This is a genomic window from Pseudomonas sp. HD6422 (genome assembly GCF_025377065.1).
GTDB classification, from domain to species: Bacteria; Pseudomonadota; Gammaproteobacteria; order Pseudomonadales; family Pseudomonadaceae; genus Aquipseudomonas; species Aquipseudomonas putida_U.
The window spans coordinates 1-16,277 of the sequence record NZ_JAHWIW010000053.1 but is presented as its reverse complement, the minus strand read 5'-3'; the positions used below and the strand labels follow the sequence as shown (position 1 = coordinate 16,277).

The following is a 16,277-nucleotide window of genomic DNA, read 5'->3' as shown; positions in this document are numbered from 1 at the left end:
AGGCATGCGCTGGGATTGGTCGTTTCCGTCATTTTTTCAGGTAATGGGCAGCAGAAATGCCCGTGGGCGCAGGGGTTCCGCGCCCACGGGCATCTGCCGTGAAAGGGCTAATGGACGCGCAACAGCTCGTTCAGCACCCGGGCCAACTCCTGGGCCTGCACCGGCTTCTGGATGACCACGCTGTCCGGCAGTTCCAGGCCCTGCAACTCCGCATATCCGGTCAGGAATGCCACCGGCAGGCGCGGGTAGCGCAGGCGGGCCGCCATGGCCAGTTGCGCGCCGTTGAATTCAGGCATGGCGAAGTCGGTCAGCAGCAGGTCGATGCCATCGTCCAACAGCGCCAACGCTTGCTCGCCGCTGTGGGCCTGGCGGACTTCATAACCGAACTGGCGCAGTACGTCATCGAGCATGTCCCGCACCAGATGGTCATCGTCCACCAGCAGCACAGTGCGGTCGGTGCCGCTGTCGGCCAGCGACTGCATGGCGACCGGGGTCGGCGCTTCGCAGGCCGTCGGCTGCTTGACGGCCGGTAGATACACCGCCACCAGGGTTCCGCGCCCTGGCGCGGTATCGATGCGCACGCCGCCGCCCGATTGCTTGGCGAAGCCGAACACCTGCGCCAGTCCAAGGCCGGAACCCTTGCCGATGTCCTTGGTGGTGAAGAAGGGTTCGAATACTTTCGCGACCACTTCTTCGCTCATGCCACAACCGGTGTCACGGATGCTCAGCATCACGTAGTCGCCCGGCTCTGGATCCTCCGGGCGCTGAGGGGGCGCGTCGATGCGGGTGTTGTGTGTCGAGAGGGTGAGTTGGCCGCCATCGGGCATGGCATCGCGGGCGTTGATCGCCAGGTTGAGAATGATCATCTCGGTCTGGGTCGGGTCGGTCAGGGCCTGCCAGAGGTTGGGGTCCAGATCCAGGCGTACCGAGATGTTGCCGCCCAGGGTGCGGCTGAGCAGTTCCTCGAGACCTGCCAAGGTGCGGTTGAGGTGCAACGGCACCGGCTCCAGGCGTTGGCGGCGGGAGAAGGACAGCAGCTGTGAGGTGAGCTTGGCGCCACGCTCGCCGGCTTCGCGGATATGCGTCAGGCGGCTACGCGCCTTGTCGACATCGCCGCGGGTCAGATCGCGTTCGAGAAAACTGGCACCGGTGAGGATCACTGTCAGCAGGTTGTTGAAGTCGTGGGCCACGCCAGCGGTGAGCTGGCCGACAGCTTCCAGACGTTGCATCTGTTGCAGTGCGGCTTCGATACGCTCGCGTTCGGTGATCTGCTCGCGCAGGCGGCTGTTGGCCTCGGCCAAGTCCAGGGCGTTTTCTCGCTCGCTGGTGATGTCGCGGGCGACCACATAGAGCAGGGTATCTTCCGGTACCACCGCCCACGACAGCCAGCGCAGTTGGCCGCTGGCATGCTTGATGCGGCCGACGAAGCGGGCGCTGGTGCGGCCATGGGTGAGGGCGGCGAGCTCGGTGAGCAGCGCTTCCTGGTCGGCGTCCGGCAGCAATTGCAGCAGTGATGCTTGGCTCAGCCGTTCACGGGAGAAACCCAGGCTGGCTTCCCAAGCCGGGTTCAGGGCGACGGGGGTGAGGTCCTTGTTAAGCACGGCCAGCAAGTCCTGGGACAGTTCCCAGGCACGATCGCGCTCGCGGGTACGGCGCTCGACCCGCTCGCCAAGCATCTCGTTGAGCTGTTTGAGCGCCTGGGTGGCCATGCGCTGGGCGTGGATGTCCTGCAGCACGCCGGAAAAGCGCACGCATTGGTCATCGACGAACTGGCATTGACCGCTGCTCAGCAGCCAATGGGGCTCACGGCCCTGGGGCTGGATGCGAAACTCGACCGAGTAGCGGCCATCGCTGTCTGGGCGCATGGCCTGGTGCACGGCTTCGCGCACCCGCTCTCGGTCTTCGTCGTAAATCCCGTCATAAAACACTTCCAGGCTCATTTCGGTGTCCACCGGCAGACCGAACAGGGTCTTGCAGCGGTCGTCCCAGAGCAGCAGGCCCTCTTGCGGTCGCAGGTCCCAGGTGCCCATACCGGCGGCATCGATGGCGATGCGGGCGCGCGCCTCGACGTCGGCCAGGGCCTCCTCGGCGCGACGCCGGCGCTGGCGTTCCTGGACCTCGGTCAGGGCCCGGCGCACGGCCTTGGGCAGCAGGGGCAGGTTCTTCTTGAGCAGGTAATCGGTGGCACCCAGGCGGATCATCTCCACCGCGTGCTCTTCGCCATAGATGCCCGAGAGGAAGATGAACGGCACATCCGGCGCCATGCGTTGGGCGATGGCCAGCACCTCGGTGCCGGAAGACCCCGGCAGCACGCAATCGCAGAGGATCAGGTCGAAGCTGGCCTCACGCAGGGCATGCTCGACGCCGATGTGGTCGAACACCAGTTGCGACTGCAACTGCAGGCCGCTGCGCTCCAGGCGCATGAGGGTCAACTCGGCATCCAGCGAGCTATCCTCGACCATCAGCAGTTTTAGCGGGTTTGGCAGCATCTTCGCGTTGGCCTCAGTGACTGCCACGACGGCTCAGGCGCAACGAACCGGGCGGTGGCTCGTTGAGCACCGCCCAGAAGATGCCGAGATCGGAAATGGCTGCGACGAACTCCTTGAACTCCACCGGCTTGACCACGTAGGCATTGACGCCCAGTTCATAGGCGCGCAGCAAATCGGGTTCCTCGCGCGAGGACGTCAGCATCACCGTTGGAATGCTGCGCAGCTCTGGCGTGGCACGCACTTCCTTGAGCACCTCCAGGCCATCGACCTTGGGCAGCTTGAGGTCAAGCAGCAGTACCGCCGGGTTGCCATCATCGCGATCGGCATAAGCATTGCGGCGCAGCAGGTAGTCAAGGGCGTCGGCACCGTCGCGCAGGACGATGACTTCATTGGCCAACTGGCTGCGTTCCAGGGCCAACAGTGTCAGTTCAAGGTCCCTGGGGTTGTCTTCGACCAGCAGGATGGGTTTGAGCATGATGTTACGGATGCCTCAGATAGACGGTGCGGAACGGGGTAGGGTGAAATGGAAGCTGGCACCCTGGTCGAGCTGGCCCTCGGCCCAGACCCGGCCATCGTGACGTTCGATGATACGTCGTACGCTGGCCAGGCCGATGCCGGTGCCTTCGAAGTCTTCCATGCGATGCAGGCGCTGGAACACTCCGAATAGTTTGTTGACGTAGGCCATGTCGAAGCCGACACCATTATCGCGGATGCACACTTCGATTTCCTGCGCATGCTCCACGGCGCCGATGTGGATGCGTGCGACTTCCCGGCTTCGGGTGTATTTGATGGCGTTGCCGATGAGGTTCTGCAGCGCCAGGTTGATGAATGCCGGGTCAGCGATCACCTTGGGCAACGGCTCGATCTCCCAGACGATCTTGCGGCCTTGGTAGTCGGGGGCGAGTTCGTTGCGGATGGACTCGACCAAGGCGTTGAGGTCGACGTCCGACAGGCGCAGGGCCGAGCGCCCCATCTGCGAGAAGTTGAGCAGGTTGTCCACCAGGGTGCCGGCGAAATGCGCAGCTTCTTCGATGTGCTGGAGAAAACGCAAGCCACGCTCGCTCAAGCCCTTGCCCTCGATTTCGCTCAACAGCTCGGTGTAGCCGGCGATGTGCCTGAGCGGCGCGCGCAGGTCATGGGACACGCTGTAGGAAAACGCCTCGAGTTCCTTATTCGATCGGCGCAGTTCGCCGGCAAGTTGCGCCATTTCCTCGGCTTTGCGCAGGACGATGCCGAGCACGGCATTGCGCAATTCGGCCACGCCTTCGATGATCAGGGGGTCCCATGGCATGCAATAGCCGCTGATCTGCTCCTGCCAATGGTCGAAGCTGTGCCGAGGGTTGAGCATGCCTTGCGGGCCGATTTCCTTGTCGGGGCGGCCGGCCCAGTCCACCGTGCGCACCTGCTCGGGGCGGAACCACAACAGATAGTGGGAATGGATCTTGGAAATGGGCACGGCCAGCACGCCGCCGATGCACTCGGCCAGTTCCGGAAGGGGCTCGATATCGCGGCCCACGTTGTCGGTCTGGAAGATACTGTCGTCGCCTCGCTCGGCCAGCCAATGCACCAAGGCATTGACCTGGGCAGCCGAAGGCGTCTGCCCGATCAGGTCGCATCGCTCGGCGGAAATCAGCGCCGCGCCAGTGGCACCGGTGAATGCCAGCAGAACGTCGGGCAAGGCGCGCAGGCCTTCGCTGACACTGTCGTGGTCGGCCATCGAGGAAATCATCTGCACGATGTGCCGACGCAGATCGAGCAGCTTGCGCGTGTAAGCGTGCGACTCACGCGACTCGATCTGCAGGGACAGCACGCTGGCCAGTAGTTCACAGGCGGTACGCGTGCGGAAATCCACCGGGCGCGGGGTGTCATGGTGGCACGAAATCAACCCCCACAGTTCGCCATCGACCATGATCGACAACGACATCGACGCCAATGTGCCCATGTTGCGCATGTATTGCAGGTGCACCGGCGAGACGCTGCGCAGGGCGGCGAAGCTCATGTTTAACGGTTTGCCCGTACGCGGGTTGTTGCCGGGGACCAAGGGCGACGGCTGGTAGTTGGCGTCTTCGATGACCCGGATGCGGTTGATCCGGTACAGCTCGCGGGCCTGTCTCGGGATGTCCGAGGCCGGGAAGTGCAGGCCGAGGTAGCGCGGGTAGCCAGCGTCGGCCACTTCCGCGAGCACCTGGCCGTTGCCTTCGGCATCGAAGCGATAGGCCTTGACCCGACCGAAGCCGGTGATGCGCCTGATCTGCTCGACCGATTGCTGCAGCAGTTGTTCAAGGGTCTCGGCATGGTGCAGGCTGCTGACGAAGCCGCGCACCAGTGGGTAGTAGTCACCTTGCTCGGTCAGCTCGGAGCCAAGACGAGACGGCTCGAACTCGGCGATCAGCACCTGGTCGTGGCGATGCGCCAACAGACGCAGGGACTCGGTGTAGGGGGCGCCCTGGCGCAGGTGGACGTCGCCGATATGGAACGGGAATACCTCGTCCTCGGGCAGCAGCCCGAGCTTGGCACGCAGGTCGAAGCCTTCGCTGACCAGGTCGTCGAAGCGCTGGTCGACCAGGTCGCTGGCCGAGATGCCGAGCCAACGCTCGACGTTCTCGCTGGCCTGGAGTATGCGCAGGTCTTGTTCGTCCAGCACCAGCAGGAAGCCCTGGGGCTGGATGCTGCCAGGGATCTGGATCGGTTCCTGGGCACAGCGTTCCACGGCCGCGGCCAAGGCGTTGTCTGCAGTCATTGATGAAACACTCCGTTTTGGCTGTCCGGGCGAAGTCCCTGCGCCTGGTACAGGTCGGTGAACGTCATGCACCGTACCAGAATGTCGAAGGCTTTGCCGGCCTATGGCCATTGGAGGCGCAGGATCGCGAGGGGTTCGACCCATTCGTGAAATTTCTCCAGTACCTGTCGCTGGACTAGGTCTTTGGCGTTAACACCAAAGAGCGCTGGCGTATCGAGGCCGGGTTGCTACGTTCAACCCATGGATGCCGAAAAGGATAGTGCAGTGCTCGAACGCTCGTTGGCCATTCTGATAGGCCTGCTGGCCGGCAGCAACGTCGCCATGGCCGCGGACTTTCTGGTGGAAGTGCGGGTGCAGGTGCAGCGCGGCTGCGTGTTGGTCACTCAGCAGCGCGACGCCGGCGCGCAGGCCCTGGGTCGAATTGACCTGGGCAGCGCTGCGCGCCTGGACGGCCCGGGTGCGCCGCTCAGTGGCGTGCTGCTCGCCCAGCGCCCGCCGCGCCTGGAGTGCAACCCCGGTACCGCCTATCAGGTGCGGGTCGACGGTGGCCAGCATGGTGGCGTCGGCGAGCTGCGTTTTCTGAGCAGCGGCGATGGCCAGGCACGGCCCATCCCTTACCGCCTGTACCGCGATGCGGCGTGGCGACAGCCCTTGCCCGTCGACGTCGCGCAGTCGGCGCGGGTGCCTGACAGCGGCTCGGTGGAGCTTCCGTTGTATGCCCGAATCGACCGCTTGGCCTGGGTCCCCCGGGCAGGCCTGTATGCCGACCTGCTCAAAGTCACGGTCACCTGGTAGGAGGCCGCCATGCACAAGGATGTGTCGCCATGAACCGCACCACGATCCTGCTGCTGTCCCTGGGACCGCTGTTGGTACCGAGCGCGGGGGCGCATGGCACCAGTACCGGTTTCATTCAGGCTCGACTGGTGATCAGTGCAGCGTGCCAGATCGATAGCGACAGCGAGCAACCGGCGACCTTGGCCAACCCCGGGCTGATGGACTTCGGCGAGCGTGGACCGAGCTGGGAACAGCCGCTGCGCACGCGAGTCGATGAAGCCGGCGGCGATGGCCGCTTGCAAATCAGCTGCACGCCTGAGGTACGGGCGTTCAACGTACGCATCAATGGCGACCTTAACGGCAGCGATGGCGTGCGGCGCCTGAGCAATGGCCGCGAAATGATCCCCTATCAACTGGCGGTCGATCCAGGCGGTAACAGCCGCTACGGCATCGGCCAGGCACGAGCCTTCACCATCAACAGCACTCGGCAGATCCCGATTCCCATCTACGGCGTAGTGGTGGCACAACCGCGCTCGCTACCCGCCGGGCTTTACCGTGACACGTTGAGGGTGACCCTGGACTGGTAGCGACACAAGGAGACTGACACATGCCCAACCACATGACCCGTTGCCTACTCGCCGGCCTCGGTCTGGCACTGGCCTCGCAGGCCCACGGGGCCACCGTGACCGGAACCATCGACTCGACCCTGACGCTGACGTCGGCCTGCCAGGTCAACGGCAGCGCCGGCACTTCCGGGTTGAACTTCGGTGCCCTGGACTTCGGCACCCAGGATGCTTTGTTCGGTAGCGCCAACGCACAGGTACTGGGCCCCGGTGGCGGTGCCATGAGCATCCTCTGTTCTGCAGGCACCGTGCCGTCGATCCGCGTGCGCGCCGGCGCCCACGATGGCCAGTCGACCGGGGGCACGCGAGCGCTGGCCGACGGCGCCGGCAACTTCGTGCCCTATGACTTCTACACCGATGCCGGGCGCACCCAGTTGCTGGCCATCGATGGCACCATCACCCTGCCGACCAGCACCGGCGTGGCGCAGACCGTCAACCTGTATGGCCAGGCGCTCGGCAAGGCGGGTCTGCCGGCCGGGGTGTACACCGACACGGTGGCGGTCGAGTTGACCTTCTGAGCCATGCGCCGAAGCCTGTCGTTTTGCCTTGCAGGGGGCGCGCTGCTGCTGGCCGCGCCATTGCCTGCGGCGACCACCAGCACGTTCCAGGTAACCGCTCAGGTGGTTGCCGGGTGCCTGGTAGTGGGCGGCGTGACCCGCTACGGCAGTCTCGACTTCGGCACCCAGTCGGCCTTGGCCACCAGCACGCTGAGCACCTCGCTGGGAGGCACCACGGTGACCTTCCAGTGCACCCCCGGCGTGGCCTTGTCCATGAGCCTGGACGGCGGCCAGAACAGCGCCAGCGGCACGCGCAACCTCAAGCGCAGTGGCGGTACGCAGTTGCTCGCCTACCAGTTGTATCGGGACGCCGCCTACAGCCAGAGCCTGGGGATCGGCCAGAGTGTGGCGCTCACCTACACCGACGCCGCTGCGATCAAGCTGCCGGTGTACGCCCGTACCCAACTGCCCGGCACGTTGCCGGCAGGGACCTACACCGATGCCGTCCAGGTGACGGTGACCTGGTGATCGTTTGGCATCGACAAGTACGAAACAAGGAGAGCGCTATGCGCGCAGGCGTCAAAGGGAAGTGCGGATTGTTCGGTTTGCTGCTGCTGGCGAGCTTGCCGCTGCAGGCTGCCACCTCGGTGCTGATCTGGCCGATCGATCCTGTGCTCGAAGCCGACCAGAAGGCCGGTGCGCTGTGGCTGGAAAACCGTGGAACGGCGCCGGCCAGTCTGCAGGTGAGGGTGTTCGCCTGGCGCCAGGGTGACTACCAGGAACAGTTCCAGGCCCAGCGCGAGATCATCGGCAGTCCCCCGGTGGCCAACATCGCACCGGGGCAGAAGCAACTGATCCGCCTGACCCGTACCGGCAGCTCGCCCGCAGGCCAGGAGAAGGCCTATCGCATCATCATCGACGAGATTCCTTCGGCCTTGCCGGCCGATGCCGCGGAGAAGGGCACGGCGGCGGCGATTCGTCTGCAGATGCGCTATTCGGTGCCGTTGTTCGTGTATGGCGAAGGCCTGTGGGGCAAGCCCGATCCGCAAGGTCGGCGCAGCGCCGAGGGCGTCGGTCAGCCGCAACTGAGCTGGCGTCCGGTGATGGTGCAGGGCAAGCCCTATGTGGAATTGCGCAACACCGGCCCCGTGCACGCTCGCCTGACCGATGTGGTGATGCAGCAGGGCGGCCAGTCCAAGCCCCTGGTCGAGGGGCTGCTCGGCTATGTGCTGCCCGGCGCCAGCATGCGCTGGCCAGCGCCCGCCGCGGCCAATGCAGCCAGTGTGCTCAAAGGCCGAGTCAACGGCCAGGACAGCGCCGAGGCCATCGTGCAAGGGCGATAGGACTGACGACGAAGCAGTAGGGCCCAGGGAGGACCCGACCATGGTTGGAAGCCGTGCGTGAAATGTCTGCCATCGACTGCCCGCCTCTGGAGTCTGGGGTTGGTCCTGTGCGGGCCGAACCTGGGGGTGGCCGACGATCTGCCGCCGCCTCCCACCGAGGCTGCGGTGGTGACCGATGCCACGCTGTACCTCGATCTGCTGGTCAATCAGATGCCCAGGGCTGAGCTGGTAGCGGTACAGCAGCGTGCCGGGCATTTGTACGTGGCCAGCGATGTGCTGCGCGCGGCGGGTGTAACGCTGCCAGGCAACCCGCAGGGCGAGGTGGCGCTGGATGAGGTGGCCGGCCTGCACAGCGACTACGACAGCCAGAACCAGCGTCTGCTTCTGCAGGTGCCGCCTGCCTGTTGCCGGACCAGCAAGTGGGTAACCGCAGTCTGTACCCGGCCAGCGAAGCCCGGAGCAGCTTCGGTGCCTTGTTCAACTACGATGCCTACCTCAACGACACCGACGACGGCGGCACTTATCTGGCGGCCTGGAACGAACTGCGGGTGTTCGACGGTTGGGGCACCTTCTCCACCACCGGGCAGTGGCGTCAGTCGTTCAACGGTGCCCCGGATGCCGACACCCGAGAAGGCTTCCTGCGCTACGACAGCACCTGGCAGTACACCGACGAGCAGCGTCTGCTGACCTACGAGGCCGGCGATTTCGTCACCGGTGCCTTGCCTTGGACCAGTTCGGTACGGGTCGGCGGCTTGCAGCTGTCGCGCGACTTCGCCGCCCGTCCCGACCTGGTCACCTACCCGTTGCCGGCCTTTGCCGGTGAGGCGGCCGTACCGACCTCCCTCGACCTGTTCATCAATGGCTACAAGTCCAGCACCACCGAGCTGCAACCGGGCCCCTACACCCTGACCAACGTGCCGTTCATCAACGGGGCCGGCGAGGCGGTGGTGGTCACCACCGATGCACTGGGCCGGCAAGTGTCCACCACGCTGCCGTTCTACGTCACCAGCAGCTTGCTGCAGAAGGGCCTGTCGGATTTCTCGGTGGCGGCCGGTAGCCTGCGCCGCGACTATGGCGTGCGTGATTTCGGCTATGGGCCTGGCGTGGCCTCGGGCAGTCTGCGCTATGGCCTGAGCGACGCCTTCACCCTCGAGAGTCACCTGGAAACCGCCGAATCGATGCTGCTCGGTGGCCTTGGCGGCACCCTGCGCCTGGGCAACTTCGGCGTGCTCAACGCTGCCCTGGCGCAGAGCCGGTTCGATGGCGAGAAGGGCCATCAGACCGCCTTGGGCTATCAGTACAACAGCCAGCGCATCGGCTTCAGCTACCAGCGCCTGCAACGCCATGGCGACTACGCCGACCTGTCGCGGGTCGATACTCCGGATCTGCAATTGAGCGAGAGCAGCGAACAAGTGACCCTGAGCCTGAACCTCGACCGCTACGGTAGCGTCGGTGCGGGTTACTTCGACGTCCGTGCCGGCGACGGCTCGCGCACCCGCCTGATCAACCTCAGCTGGAGCAAACCCCTGTGGGGGGCGAGCAGCTTGTACCTGTCGGCCAACCGCGAGGTCGGCGACAGCGCCTGGGCGGTGCAGGCGCAACTGGTGATCCCGTTCGACTTCAATGGTGGCACGCTGGCCGTGAGCGCGGAGCGCAGCAAGGACGGTGAGGACTTGCAGCGGGTCAACTACAGCCGTGCGGTTCCGGTTGGCGGTGGCGTGGGCTACAACCTGGGCTATGCCACGGGTGGCGCGCGGGACGCCTATCGCCAGGCCGATGTCACCTGGCGCCTGCAATCGGTGCAGTTGCAGGCCGGTGTCTACGGCAGCAGCGGCGAGATGACCCGCTGGGCCGATGCCAGTGGCTCGCTGGTGTGGATGGATGCCGGGGTGTTCGCCGCCAATCGCATCGACGATGCTTTCGTGGTGGTCAGCACCAACGGCTACGGCGATGTGCCGGTCAGCTACGAGAACCAGGTTGTCGGTCGCACCGACGCCAAGGGTCACCTGCTGGTGCCGTACAGCAGCGGCTACTATCGCGGCAAGTACCAGATCGACCCGATGGACCTGCCGCCGGACGTGCTGGCGCCCCAGGTGGAGCAGCGCGTGGCCGTGCGGCGAGGTAGCGGCTACTTGCTCGAGTTTCCGCTGCACCGGGTGCTGGCGGCCAGTATCGAACTGGTCGATGGCCAGGGTGAGCCGCTCAAGCTGGGCAGCAAGGTACTCCACGAAGAAAGCGGCGGCCAGGCGGTGGTGGGCTGGGATGGCCTGGTCTATCTGGAAAATCTGTCGCCGCATAATCGGCTGCAGGTGGAGGTTGTCGACGCTGGCCGGTGTTCGGTCGAGTTCGATCTGCCGCACGAGGAAGGCTCGATACCCCTGATCGGCCCGCTGCCATGTCGATGAACAGCTGGCAGCGCGGCATGCTGGCGGTGGGCTTGTTGGCCCTGGCGAGCCCCGCCTGGGCGCTGTGTTCGTCGGTGGCCACTTCGCCGGCCTCTTTCGGCACCGTCAACTCGACCCTGGTGCGCACTACCGTGCAGAGCGCCTCGAGCCTCAATTCCGGGCTGCAATGCACCGGATCGCTGCTCAGCCTGCTCACGTCCACTGACCACTTCTACGCCACCATCACACCAGCGTCCGGCGGTCTGGTCGGGCCCAGCGGCGATGTCATCAACTACACCCTTTATGCTGACAACAGTACCAGCTACCCGATCACTCGCGGCGTGGCCTTCGACTTCGCCCGTAACGGCATTCTCGACCTGTTGGGGCTGCTCAACGGCTCTACGCCCAAGGCGGTGCCGCTGTATATGCGGACGCAGATCGGCAGCAATGTGGCCGCCGGCGTGTACCGCGAGACCCTGACGGTGGCCTGGAGCTGGAATTACTGTTCGGGCATCGGCATCGGCAGTATTTGCCTGGGGCGCGATATCGGCTCGGGCAGCCAGACCCTCAGCGTGTCACTCACCGTCAGCAACGACTGCCAGATCACCACGCCCAACATCAATTTCGCCAGTGCGCCGGTGGTGGCAGGTTTCGGCACAGTGAACCAGAGCATCAGCCTGTCGTGCACCAAGGGCAGCAGCTACACGGTCGGGCTCGACGACGGCCAGAACGTCTCCGGTGGGCGTCGGCGGATGAAATCCGCTGCCAACAACTACCTGGCCTATGACATCTTCAAGAGTGCCGGGACCGTGCGCTGGGGCTCGGTGAGCAGTGCCCGGCGTTCGAGCAGCGATGCCGATGTGAATCCTGGCGTCGGCACGGGAACGGGCAGCCAGGTGTTCAACTACAACGCGAAGATCTATACCGATCAGGCCACGCCGCCGGCAGGCAGCTATACCGACAGCGTGATTCTGGACGTGCAGTTCTGAAGGGCACCCAGGCAACTGTCTTGCTCAGATCCTGGAGTCTGGCGCATCCCCTGTGGGCGGGCTTGCCCGCGAGGAGGCCCTTCCGGTTCAGCGCAAATCCGCGACCATTTTCGCCAACGTCTCCAACACCGCACCCGCCAGGGCCTTGGAGCGCGCCCCCGACCACCCGGTGAGCGCATTCGGTGCGTCGTCGTGGTCCTTGAACGGCATCTCCAGGGTGAGCGACAGGCAGTCGTAAGTTTGGCCAACCGCATTGCAGGCCAGGGTCAGGTTGGCCTGACCGGGCTGGTCGCGGGTGTAGCCGTGCACGGTCTGGAAGTCTGGGGTAAGGCTGCACAGGGTGCTGCGAAACTGCTCTTCGAGTTTTGCCAGGCGCGGCGTATACCCAGGGTTGCCTTCGCAGGCGGCAGTGAACACATGGGGGATTTCCTCATCGCCATGCACATCGATGAAGGCATCCACCCCGTACTGCTTCATCTGCGCCTGGGCGAAGAACACCTCCGGGCTCAGCTCGACGCTGGCGTCCTGCCACGCCCGGTTCAAGTCCTTGCCCTTGAAGTTGGTGCGCAGGTGACCGAGGAAGGCGCCGTCGGGGTTCATGTTGGGAATCAGGTACAGGTCGGCCTTGGCCAGCAACTGCTGAATCACCGCATCGTTGGCTTGCAGGCGGTCGATGACGCCCTCCATGAACCACTCGGCCATGTGTTCGCCGGGGTGCTGCTGGGCAATGAACCACAGTTTGCGCTTGCCTTGAGCACCGTCGCCTGCACGCAGCAACGGAATATCCCGGCCCTGCACGCTGCGCCCGTGGGCGAGCAGTTCGACGCCGGGAATCTGCTGGGCTCGCTCGATCAGTTGGTTGTGGCGGGCGCGGGGATAAGGCTCGAAGTAGGCGAACCAGGCCTGCTCCTGTGCAGCCTCGAGTTCGAACGACAGGGCCTTGCCATCGAACTGGCTGGGCACGCGGAACCAGGTCTGCTGATCGTAGGAGGCCACGGCGTGGTAACCGGTCCAGGCGTTTTTGTAGGACGACTCGGAGGCATTGCCGAGGCTGAAGCGGTGGACCTGGCCGGGGATGAGGCCGCTGACCTTGAAGTGGAACCACTGGAAGTGGCCGCTGTGGGTGTCCGGGCGGATGGCCAGGTCTACCTGGGACGGATTGCTGGCGTCTACGACCTGGATGTTGCCGGCATCGAAGTCGCAGTCGATCTGCAGGGGGGACAGCGTCGCGGTCATTGGCTGTGGCTCCTTGGGGGGCTTTGTTGTGGGGGTACTTTACACCGGGTGGATGGGTTGTGGGGGCTCAGGCTTTGCTCGAACAGTTGGCAGTGAAAAAAAGGGTGGTGTGGAAGGATTATTCCCACAAAAGTCTAGGAAGTTTCCCTCTCTTTCTGCGCTTTGAATGATTGAGAGCTTATTTATTATGGGAGTGATGGAAGCCGCGAAAATAAAATGGACCTGGCGTGAAACGATTCCACATTCTCTTATTGCTGTTGATGAGCCTTCTTGGCGTGTTCCCTTTAGACGTCATTCTGCCTTCCTTTCATGCACTGGCGAGTGAGTATGGCGTCGAAGTGCGGCAGGTTTCGTATTCTGTAAGCATGTTCGTCATCGCTGTGGCTTTGGCCCAGACGGTGATCGGCCCTCTGTCAGACTGGATGGGACGTAAGCGATTGCTGTTGGCTGGACTGGCTGTCGCTGTGATTGGCAGCGCAGGATGCATCGTCGCGCCCAACTACACGGTCTTCATGGGCTTTCGGATAATACAGGCGCTGGGGTGTGGTTGCTTTGTGCTGAGCCAAGCACTTGTAGAGGATACGTACTGCGGTCGGGAGCGGAACTCGATGCGGATTCTACTCTCGAGCGTCAGTGGCTTATTCATCTCGTTTTCACCGCTTGCAGGTAGTTTGTTGCAGCAGTATCTGGGTTGGCGAGCAAGCTTCTGGGTATTCATTGTGATCGCCATTTTCGTAGGCATGCTGGCAATGCTGCTGCTAGAAGAGCGGCCGGCAGGGTCCGTGGGTTCAAGGTGTTTTCATAGTTACGGAGTTCTTGGCAGAGATCTGCCGTTTCTCGGCTATTCGTGGATCAATGCGTTGGGCTTTGCCTGCCATTTCAGCTTTATCGTCGTCTCGCCGATCCTGTTGATGGAGCGTCTCGGATTATCTAGCTGGGCGTTTTCCTGGGTGTTCGTGGGCTATGGCTTCTCTTTCATCATTGGGGGCTGGGTCGCCAGGCAGATCAATCATAGGGTCGCGTCTCAATTGCAGATCAAGATAGGTTTGGTGCTGATCGGAGGAGCGGGATTGCTAGGTGGAGGTTGGCTCGTTTTGGGGGGGCTTTCGGTTGTTGGTGTGGTGATTCCGATGATCGTTTGCACGACCGCAACAACCGTGCTGCGACCAGCAGCGACAACTCATGCCCTGAGCCGTTATCCCGAGATAGTGGGTGCTGCTGCTTCGCTGGCTACCACCATCATTTTGGCGATTGGGGGGGCGGTGAGCAGCTTGGTGAGTATGTTTCAAGCGATGCTGCCCTTGAATATTATGATGGTCTTGGTCATGACCAGTGTCTTTGGTCTCTTATTATTGGATCGCATGACCCTGTCTGCTCGATGAAATTATATAAGTTCGTGTCGCGCCATTTTAACGGTTTACGGACTGCCTGAGGCGTATGATTACTCGATCAACCAGCTCGAATCGCCTTCGACCAGAGTGCCGCCGTGGCTAGTGGTATCACCTTGGCGTGCGGCGGGACTGCCTTCGATCAGCATGTGCTGGGCACCGGTCTCGATAATGGCTCCGCAGCTGGTTTGGTCGCCGACACGGGCGATGGCGTTGCCATTGACGAAGGCAGAGCTGGCGCCGGAGATGACGACGCCTTCTCCGTGGAGCGGGCAGAGGTGGCGGTGGCCGACCAGAACGATGGGGCTCATGGCTTTTCCTTTGAGGGATGTGATGGGGGTAAGGGATCTGGTAGGGGTGGTGATAGCTAGGGCGCGGTGCGGGACTCCAGGTCCATATCCGGTGGCCAGGAAACCTTTGGGGCGAGACGTAGTGCGGATTCGCACCAAAGGACATCGTTATGATCTTTTGGTGGGCCAGGCGGAGGGAGGGCATCTGGGCCTTCTTGCATGTAAGTGCAGATGTAGGCCCAAGTGGTTACGTCCGCATCCATTGTGCTGAGATTGAATCTGTCGATTACATCGTTTGTTCCCGGTTCGACGATTGAGAGTTCCACGCCCCATTTGAAGATGAGGCCTCCGGAGACAGCTCCTATGTGTGACCATCGCTCCGCACGGACCTGCGACCAGTCGTAGCTGACCGGGGAGACCCTCCATTTTCCAAAGGGATTCCACCACTGGTATTTGAAGTTGTAGGCGTAAATTTTTTGGCGAGCCCGGTTGAATCGAATGGGTGAGTCTCTGGGTGGGGCAATGTCGATTCGAATTCCGAAGGTGACGACCCAAACAATTAGTCCTAATTCAAAAATATTCAACGGGATAAATTTGGGACCTAGGGCGTTAAATTCGAATATGATGCTGTATGTGTTGAATAAAAGTATTGGGCTTGCCAGGGCTATTAGGGCAGACATTATTCCGCGGAGCGAAATGGTCGTTCGCGGTAGCTCAAAATAAGTTGAGTCCAGATGGTTGGGCGTTTTTCTGCCCAGCAAAGTCTCTGAATCCGGTAAGGCGTGAGGGGAAGGGAGGTCTTCTCTCCATCCTGTACACGGAGGATTCAATAGCGGTTTAGTCATTGTTTGTCGCCTCGCATTAATCGGATCTTGTCTTCTTTTAAAGTGATGCGTGAGTACCCATTCACATCATTTTTGTCGGCCATTTCTCCCTGTTTTCTGCTTCCTGGGCGGTATCCACCACAGCCTGGGCCGCTGCCCTGGCTTCGTTCAGTTCACGGATGCCCAGCAATGCCTGGGAGGTGAAATATTCGAAGTGCCGCTGGGGCTCTGCACGCCATTCCTGCATGCGCCGAACCCACGTAGTGCGCTGTACGTTGGCTTCCATCACCAGGCCGACCGGGTCGGGGACGGTCAGGGCCAGAACACCGTTGGGCAGGTCCTCCTCCAGAACCTTTGTGCGCACGAAGTTGCGTGTTGCCGGCAGGCGGCTCATGCGCGAATAAAAGCCATGGGCGCTGGTGAACTTGCCGGGATAGGCAGCCCCATACTCCAGAACGTCGCCTAGGCCGAGGTCGCTTTCGGTCATGGCGATGCCGACGCTGCCAGGGTCGTTGCGGGCGACCTCCAGGTCTAGCTCGACGAATCGGTCGATGAAGTCGGGTCGCTGATTGGCGATACCGTCCCGGTAGCGGTCGAGCACATCGCGGGACCAGGGGTCGTTTGCGATGGCGATCCAGGCTTTCCGGTAAAGCGCAGTATTGATGTTGATAAAGGAGGCGATGACATCATGGTTGTGCGT

General features: G+C 62.8%; 14 protein-coding genes and 2 pseudogenes. 9 read left to right on the top strand and 7 right to left on the bottom strand.

Annotation, left to right across the window (positions count from 1 at the left end):
• Positions 1–107: 107 nt before the first annotated feature.
• From KY379_RS25615 to KY379_RS25605, 3 genes are read right to left on the bottom strand one after another with little or no spacing between them, the layout of a single operon-like run.
• On the bottom strand, positions 108–2,489 hold the full coding sequence (locus KY379_RS25615) for a hybrid sensor histidine kinase/response regulator (protein WP_261242022.1): 2,382 nt from the start codon (positions 2,487–2,489) through the stop codon (positions 108–110).
• 13 nt (positions 2,490–2,502) lie between these two features.
• Positions 2,503–2,964, bottom strand: coding sequence for a response regulator (locus tag KY379_RS25610; protein WP_261242012.1), 462 nt, complete (start codon positions 2,962–2,964; stop codon positions 2,503–2,505).
• A gap of 15 nt (positions 2,965–2,979) precedes the next feature.
• Positions 2,980–5,229, bottom strand: coding sequence for an ATP-binding protein (locus tag KY379_RS25605; protein ID WP_261242013.1), 2,250 nt, complete (start codon positions 5,227–5,229; stop codon positions 2,980–2,982).
• 2 nt (positions 5,230–5,231) lie between these two features.
• On the opposite strand from KY379_RS25605, the gene KY379_RS25600 reads away from it, so the two are divergent.
• The 8 genes and pseudogenes from KY379_RS25600 to KY379_RS25565 all read left to right on the top strand — a co-directional run bounded on the left by KY379_RS25600 (position 5,232) and on the right by KY379_RS25565 (position 11,839).
• On the top strand, positions 5,232–5,408 hold the full coding sequence (locus KY379_RS25600; protein ID WP_165976067.1) for a hypothetical protein: 177 nt from the start codon (positions 5,232–5,234) through the stop codon (positions 5,406–5,408).
• An 85-nt stretch (positions 5,409–5,493) separates the two neighbouring features.
• Positions 5,494–6,024, top strand: a complete 531-nt coding sequence (locus KY379_RS25595) for a spore coat U domain-containing protein (RefSeq protein WP_133328908.1) — start codon at positions 5,494–5,496, stop codon at positions 6,022–6,024.
• Between the two features lie 29 nt (positions 6,025–6,053).
• Positions 6,054–6,590 carry a spore coat U domain-containing protein gene (locus KY379_RS25590; RefSeq protein WP_261242017.1) on the top strand — a complete coding sequence of 179 codons (537 nt, stop codon included), beginning with the start codon at positions 6,054–6,056 and terminating at the stop codon, positions 6,588–6,590.
• 20 nt (positions 6,591–6,610) lie between these two features.
• Positions 6,611–7,144, top strand: coding sequence for a spore coat U domain-containing protein (locus KY379_RS25585; protein ID WP_133328429.1), 534 nt, complete (start codon positions 6,611–6,613; stop codon positions 7,142–7,144).
• Positions 7,145–7,147: 3 nt separating this feature from the next.
• The gene (locus KY379_RS25580; protein ID WP_133328427.1) at positions 7,148–7,651 is read left to right on the top strand and encodes a spore coat U domain-containing protein; all 504 of its coding nucleotides are present in this window, start codon (positions 7,148–7,150) and stop codon (positions 7,649–7,651) included.
• Between the two features lie 38 nt (positions 7,652–7,689).
• A complete protein-coding gene (locus KY379_RS25575) occupies positions 7,690–8,466 on the top strand; it encodes a molecular chaperone (protein ID WP_133328425.1) in 777 nt (258 codons plus the stop codon).
• A 105-nt stretch (positions 8,467–8,571) separates the two neighbouring features.
• Positions 8,572–10,871: pseudogene (locus KY379_RS25570) on the top strand (fimbria/pilus outer membrane usher protein).
• Positions 10,868–11,839 (top strand): spore coat protein U domain-containing protein, encoded by a 972-nt coding sequence (locus KY379_RS25565; protein WP_261242027.1) that lies wholly within the window; start codon positions 10,868–10,870, stop codon positions 11,837–11,839. The pseudogene KY379_RS25570 and the gene KY379_RS25565 overlap by 4 nt, the downstream one beginning before the upstream one ends.
• Positions 11,840–11,926: 87 nt before the next feature.
• Here KY379_RS25565 and KY379_RS25560 read toward each other — a convergent pair whose 3' ends face one another.
• Positions 11,927–13,075: a M14-type cytosolic carboxypeptidase gene (locus KY379_RS25560; protein WP_261242019.1), complete on the bottom strand. Its 1,149-nt coding sequence runs from the start codon at positions 13,073–13,075 to the stop codon at positions 11,927–11,929.
• 227 nt (positions 13,076–13,302) lie between these two features.
• Here KY379_RS25560 and KY379_RS25555 point away from each other — a divergent pair, with 227 nt between their 5' ends.
• On the top strand, positions 13,303–14,457 hold the full coding sequence (locus KY379_RS25555) for an MFS transporter (protein WP_314733528.1): 1,155 nt from the start codon (positions 13,303–13,305) through the stop codon (positions 14,455–14,457).
• A gap of 59 nt (positions 14,458–14,516) precedes the next feature.
• Here KY379_RS25555 and KY379_RS25550 read toward each other — a convergent pair whose 3' ends face one another.
• The 3 genes and pseudogenes from KY379_RS25550 to KY379_RS25545 form a co-directional block, all read right to left on the bottom strand.
• Positions 14,517–14,774 carry a PAAR domain-containing protein gene (locus KY379_RS25550; RefSeq protein ID WP_133328419.1) on the bottom strand — a complete coding sequence of 86 codons (258 nt, stop codon included), beginning with the start codon at positions 14,772–14,774 and terminating at the stop codon, positions 14,517–14,519.
• Positions 14,775–14,830: 56 nt separating this feature from the next.
• A complete protein-coding gene (locus KY379_RS27305) occupies positions 14,831–15,433 on the bottom strand; it encodes a DUF6708 domain-containing protein (RefSeq protein WP_314733529.1) in 603 nt (200 codons plus the stop codon).
• A gap of 226 nt (positions 15,434–15,659) precedes the next feature.
• Positions 15,660–16,277: pseudogene (locus KY379_RS25545) on the bottom strand (hypothetical protein); the annotation flags it as partial.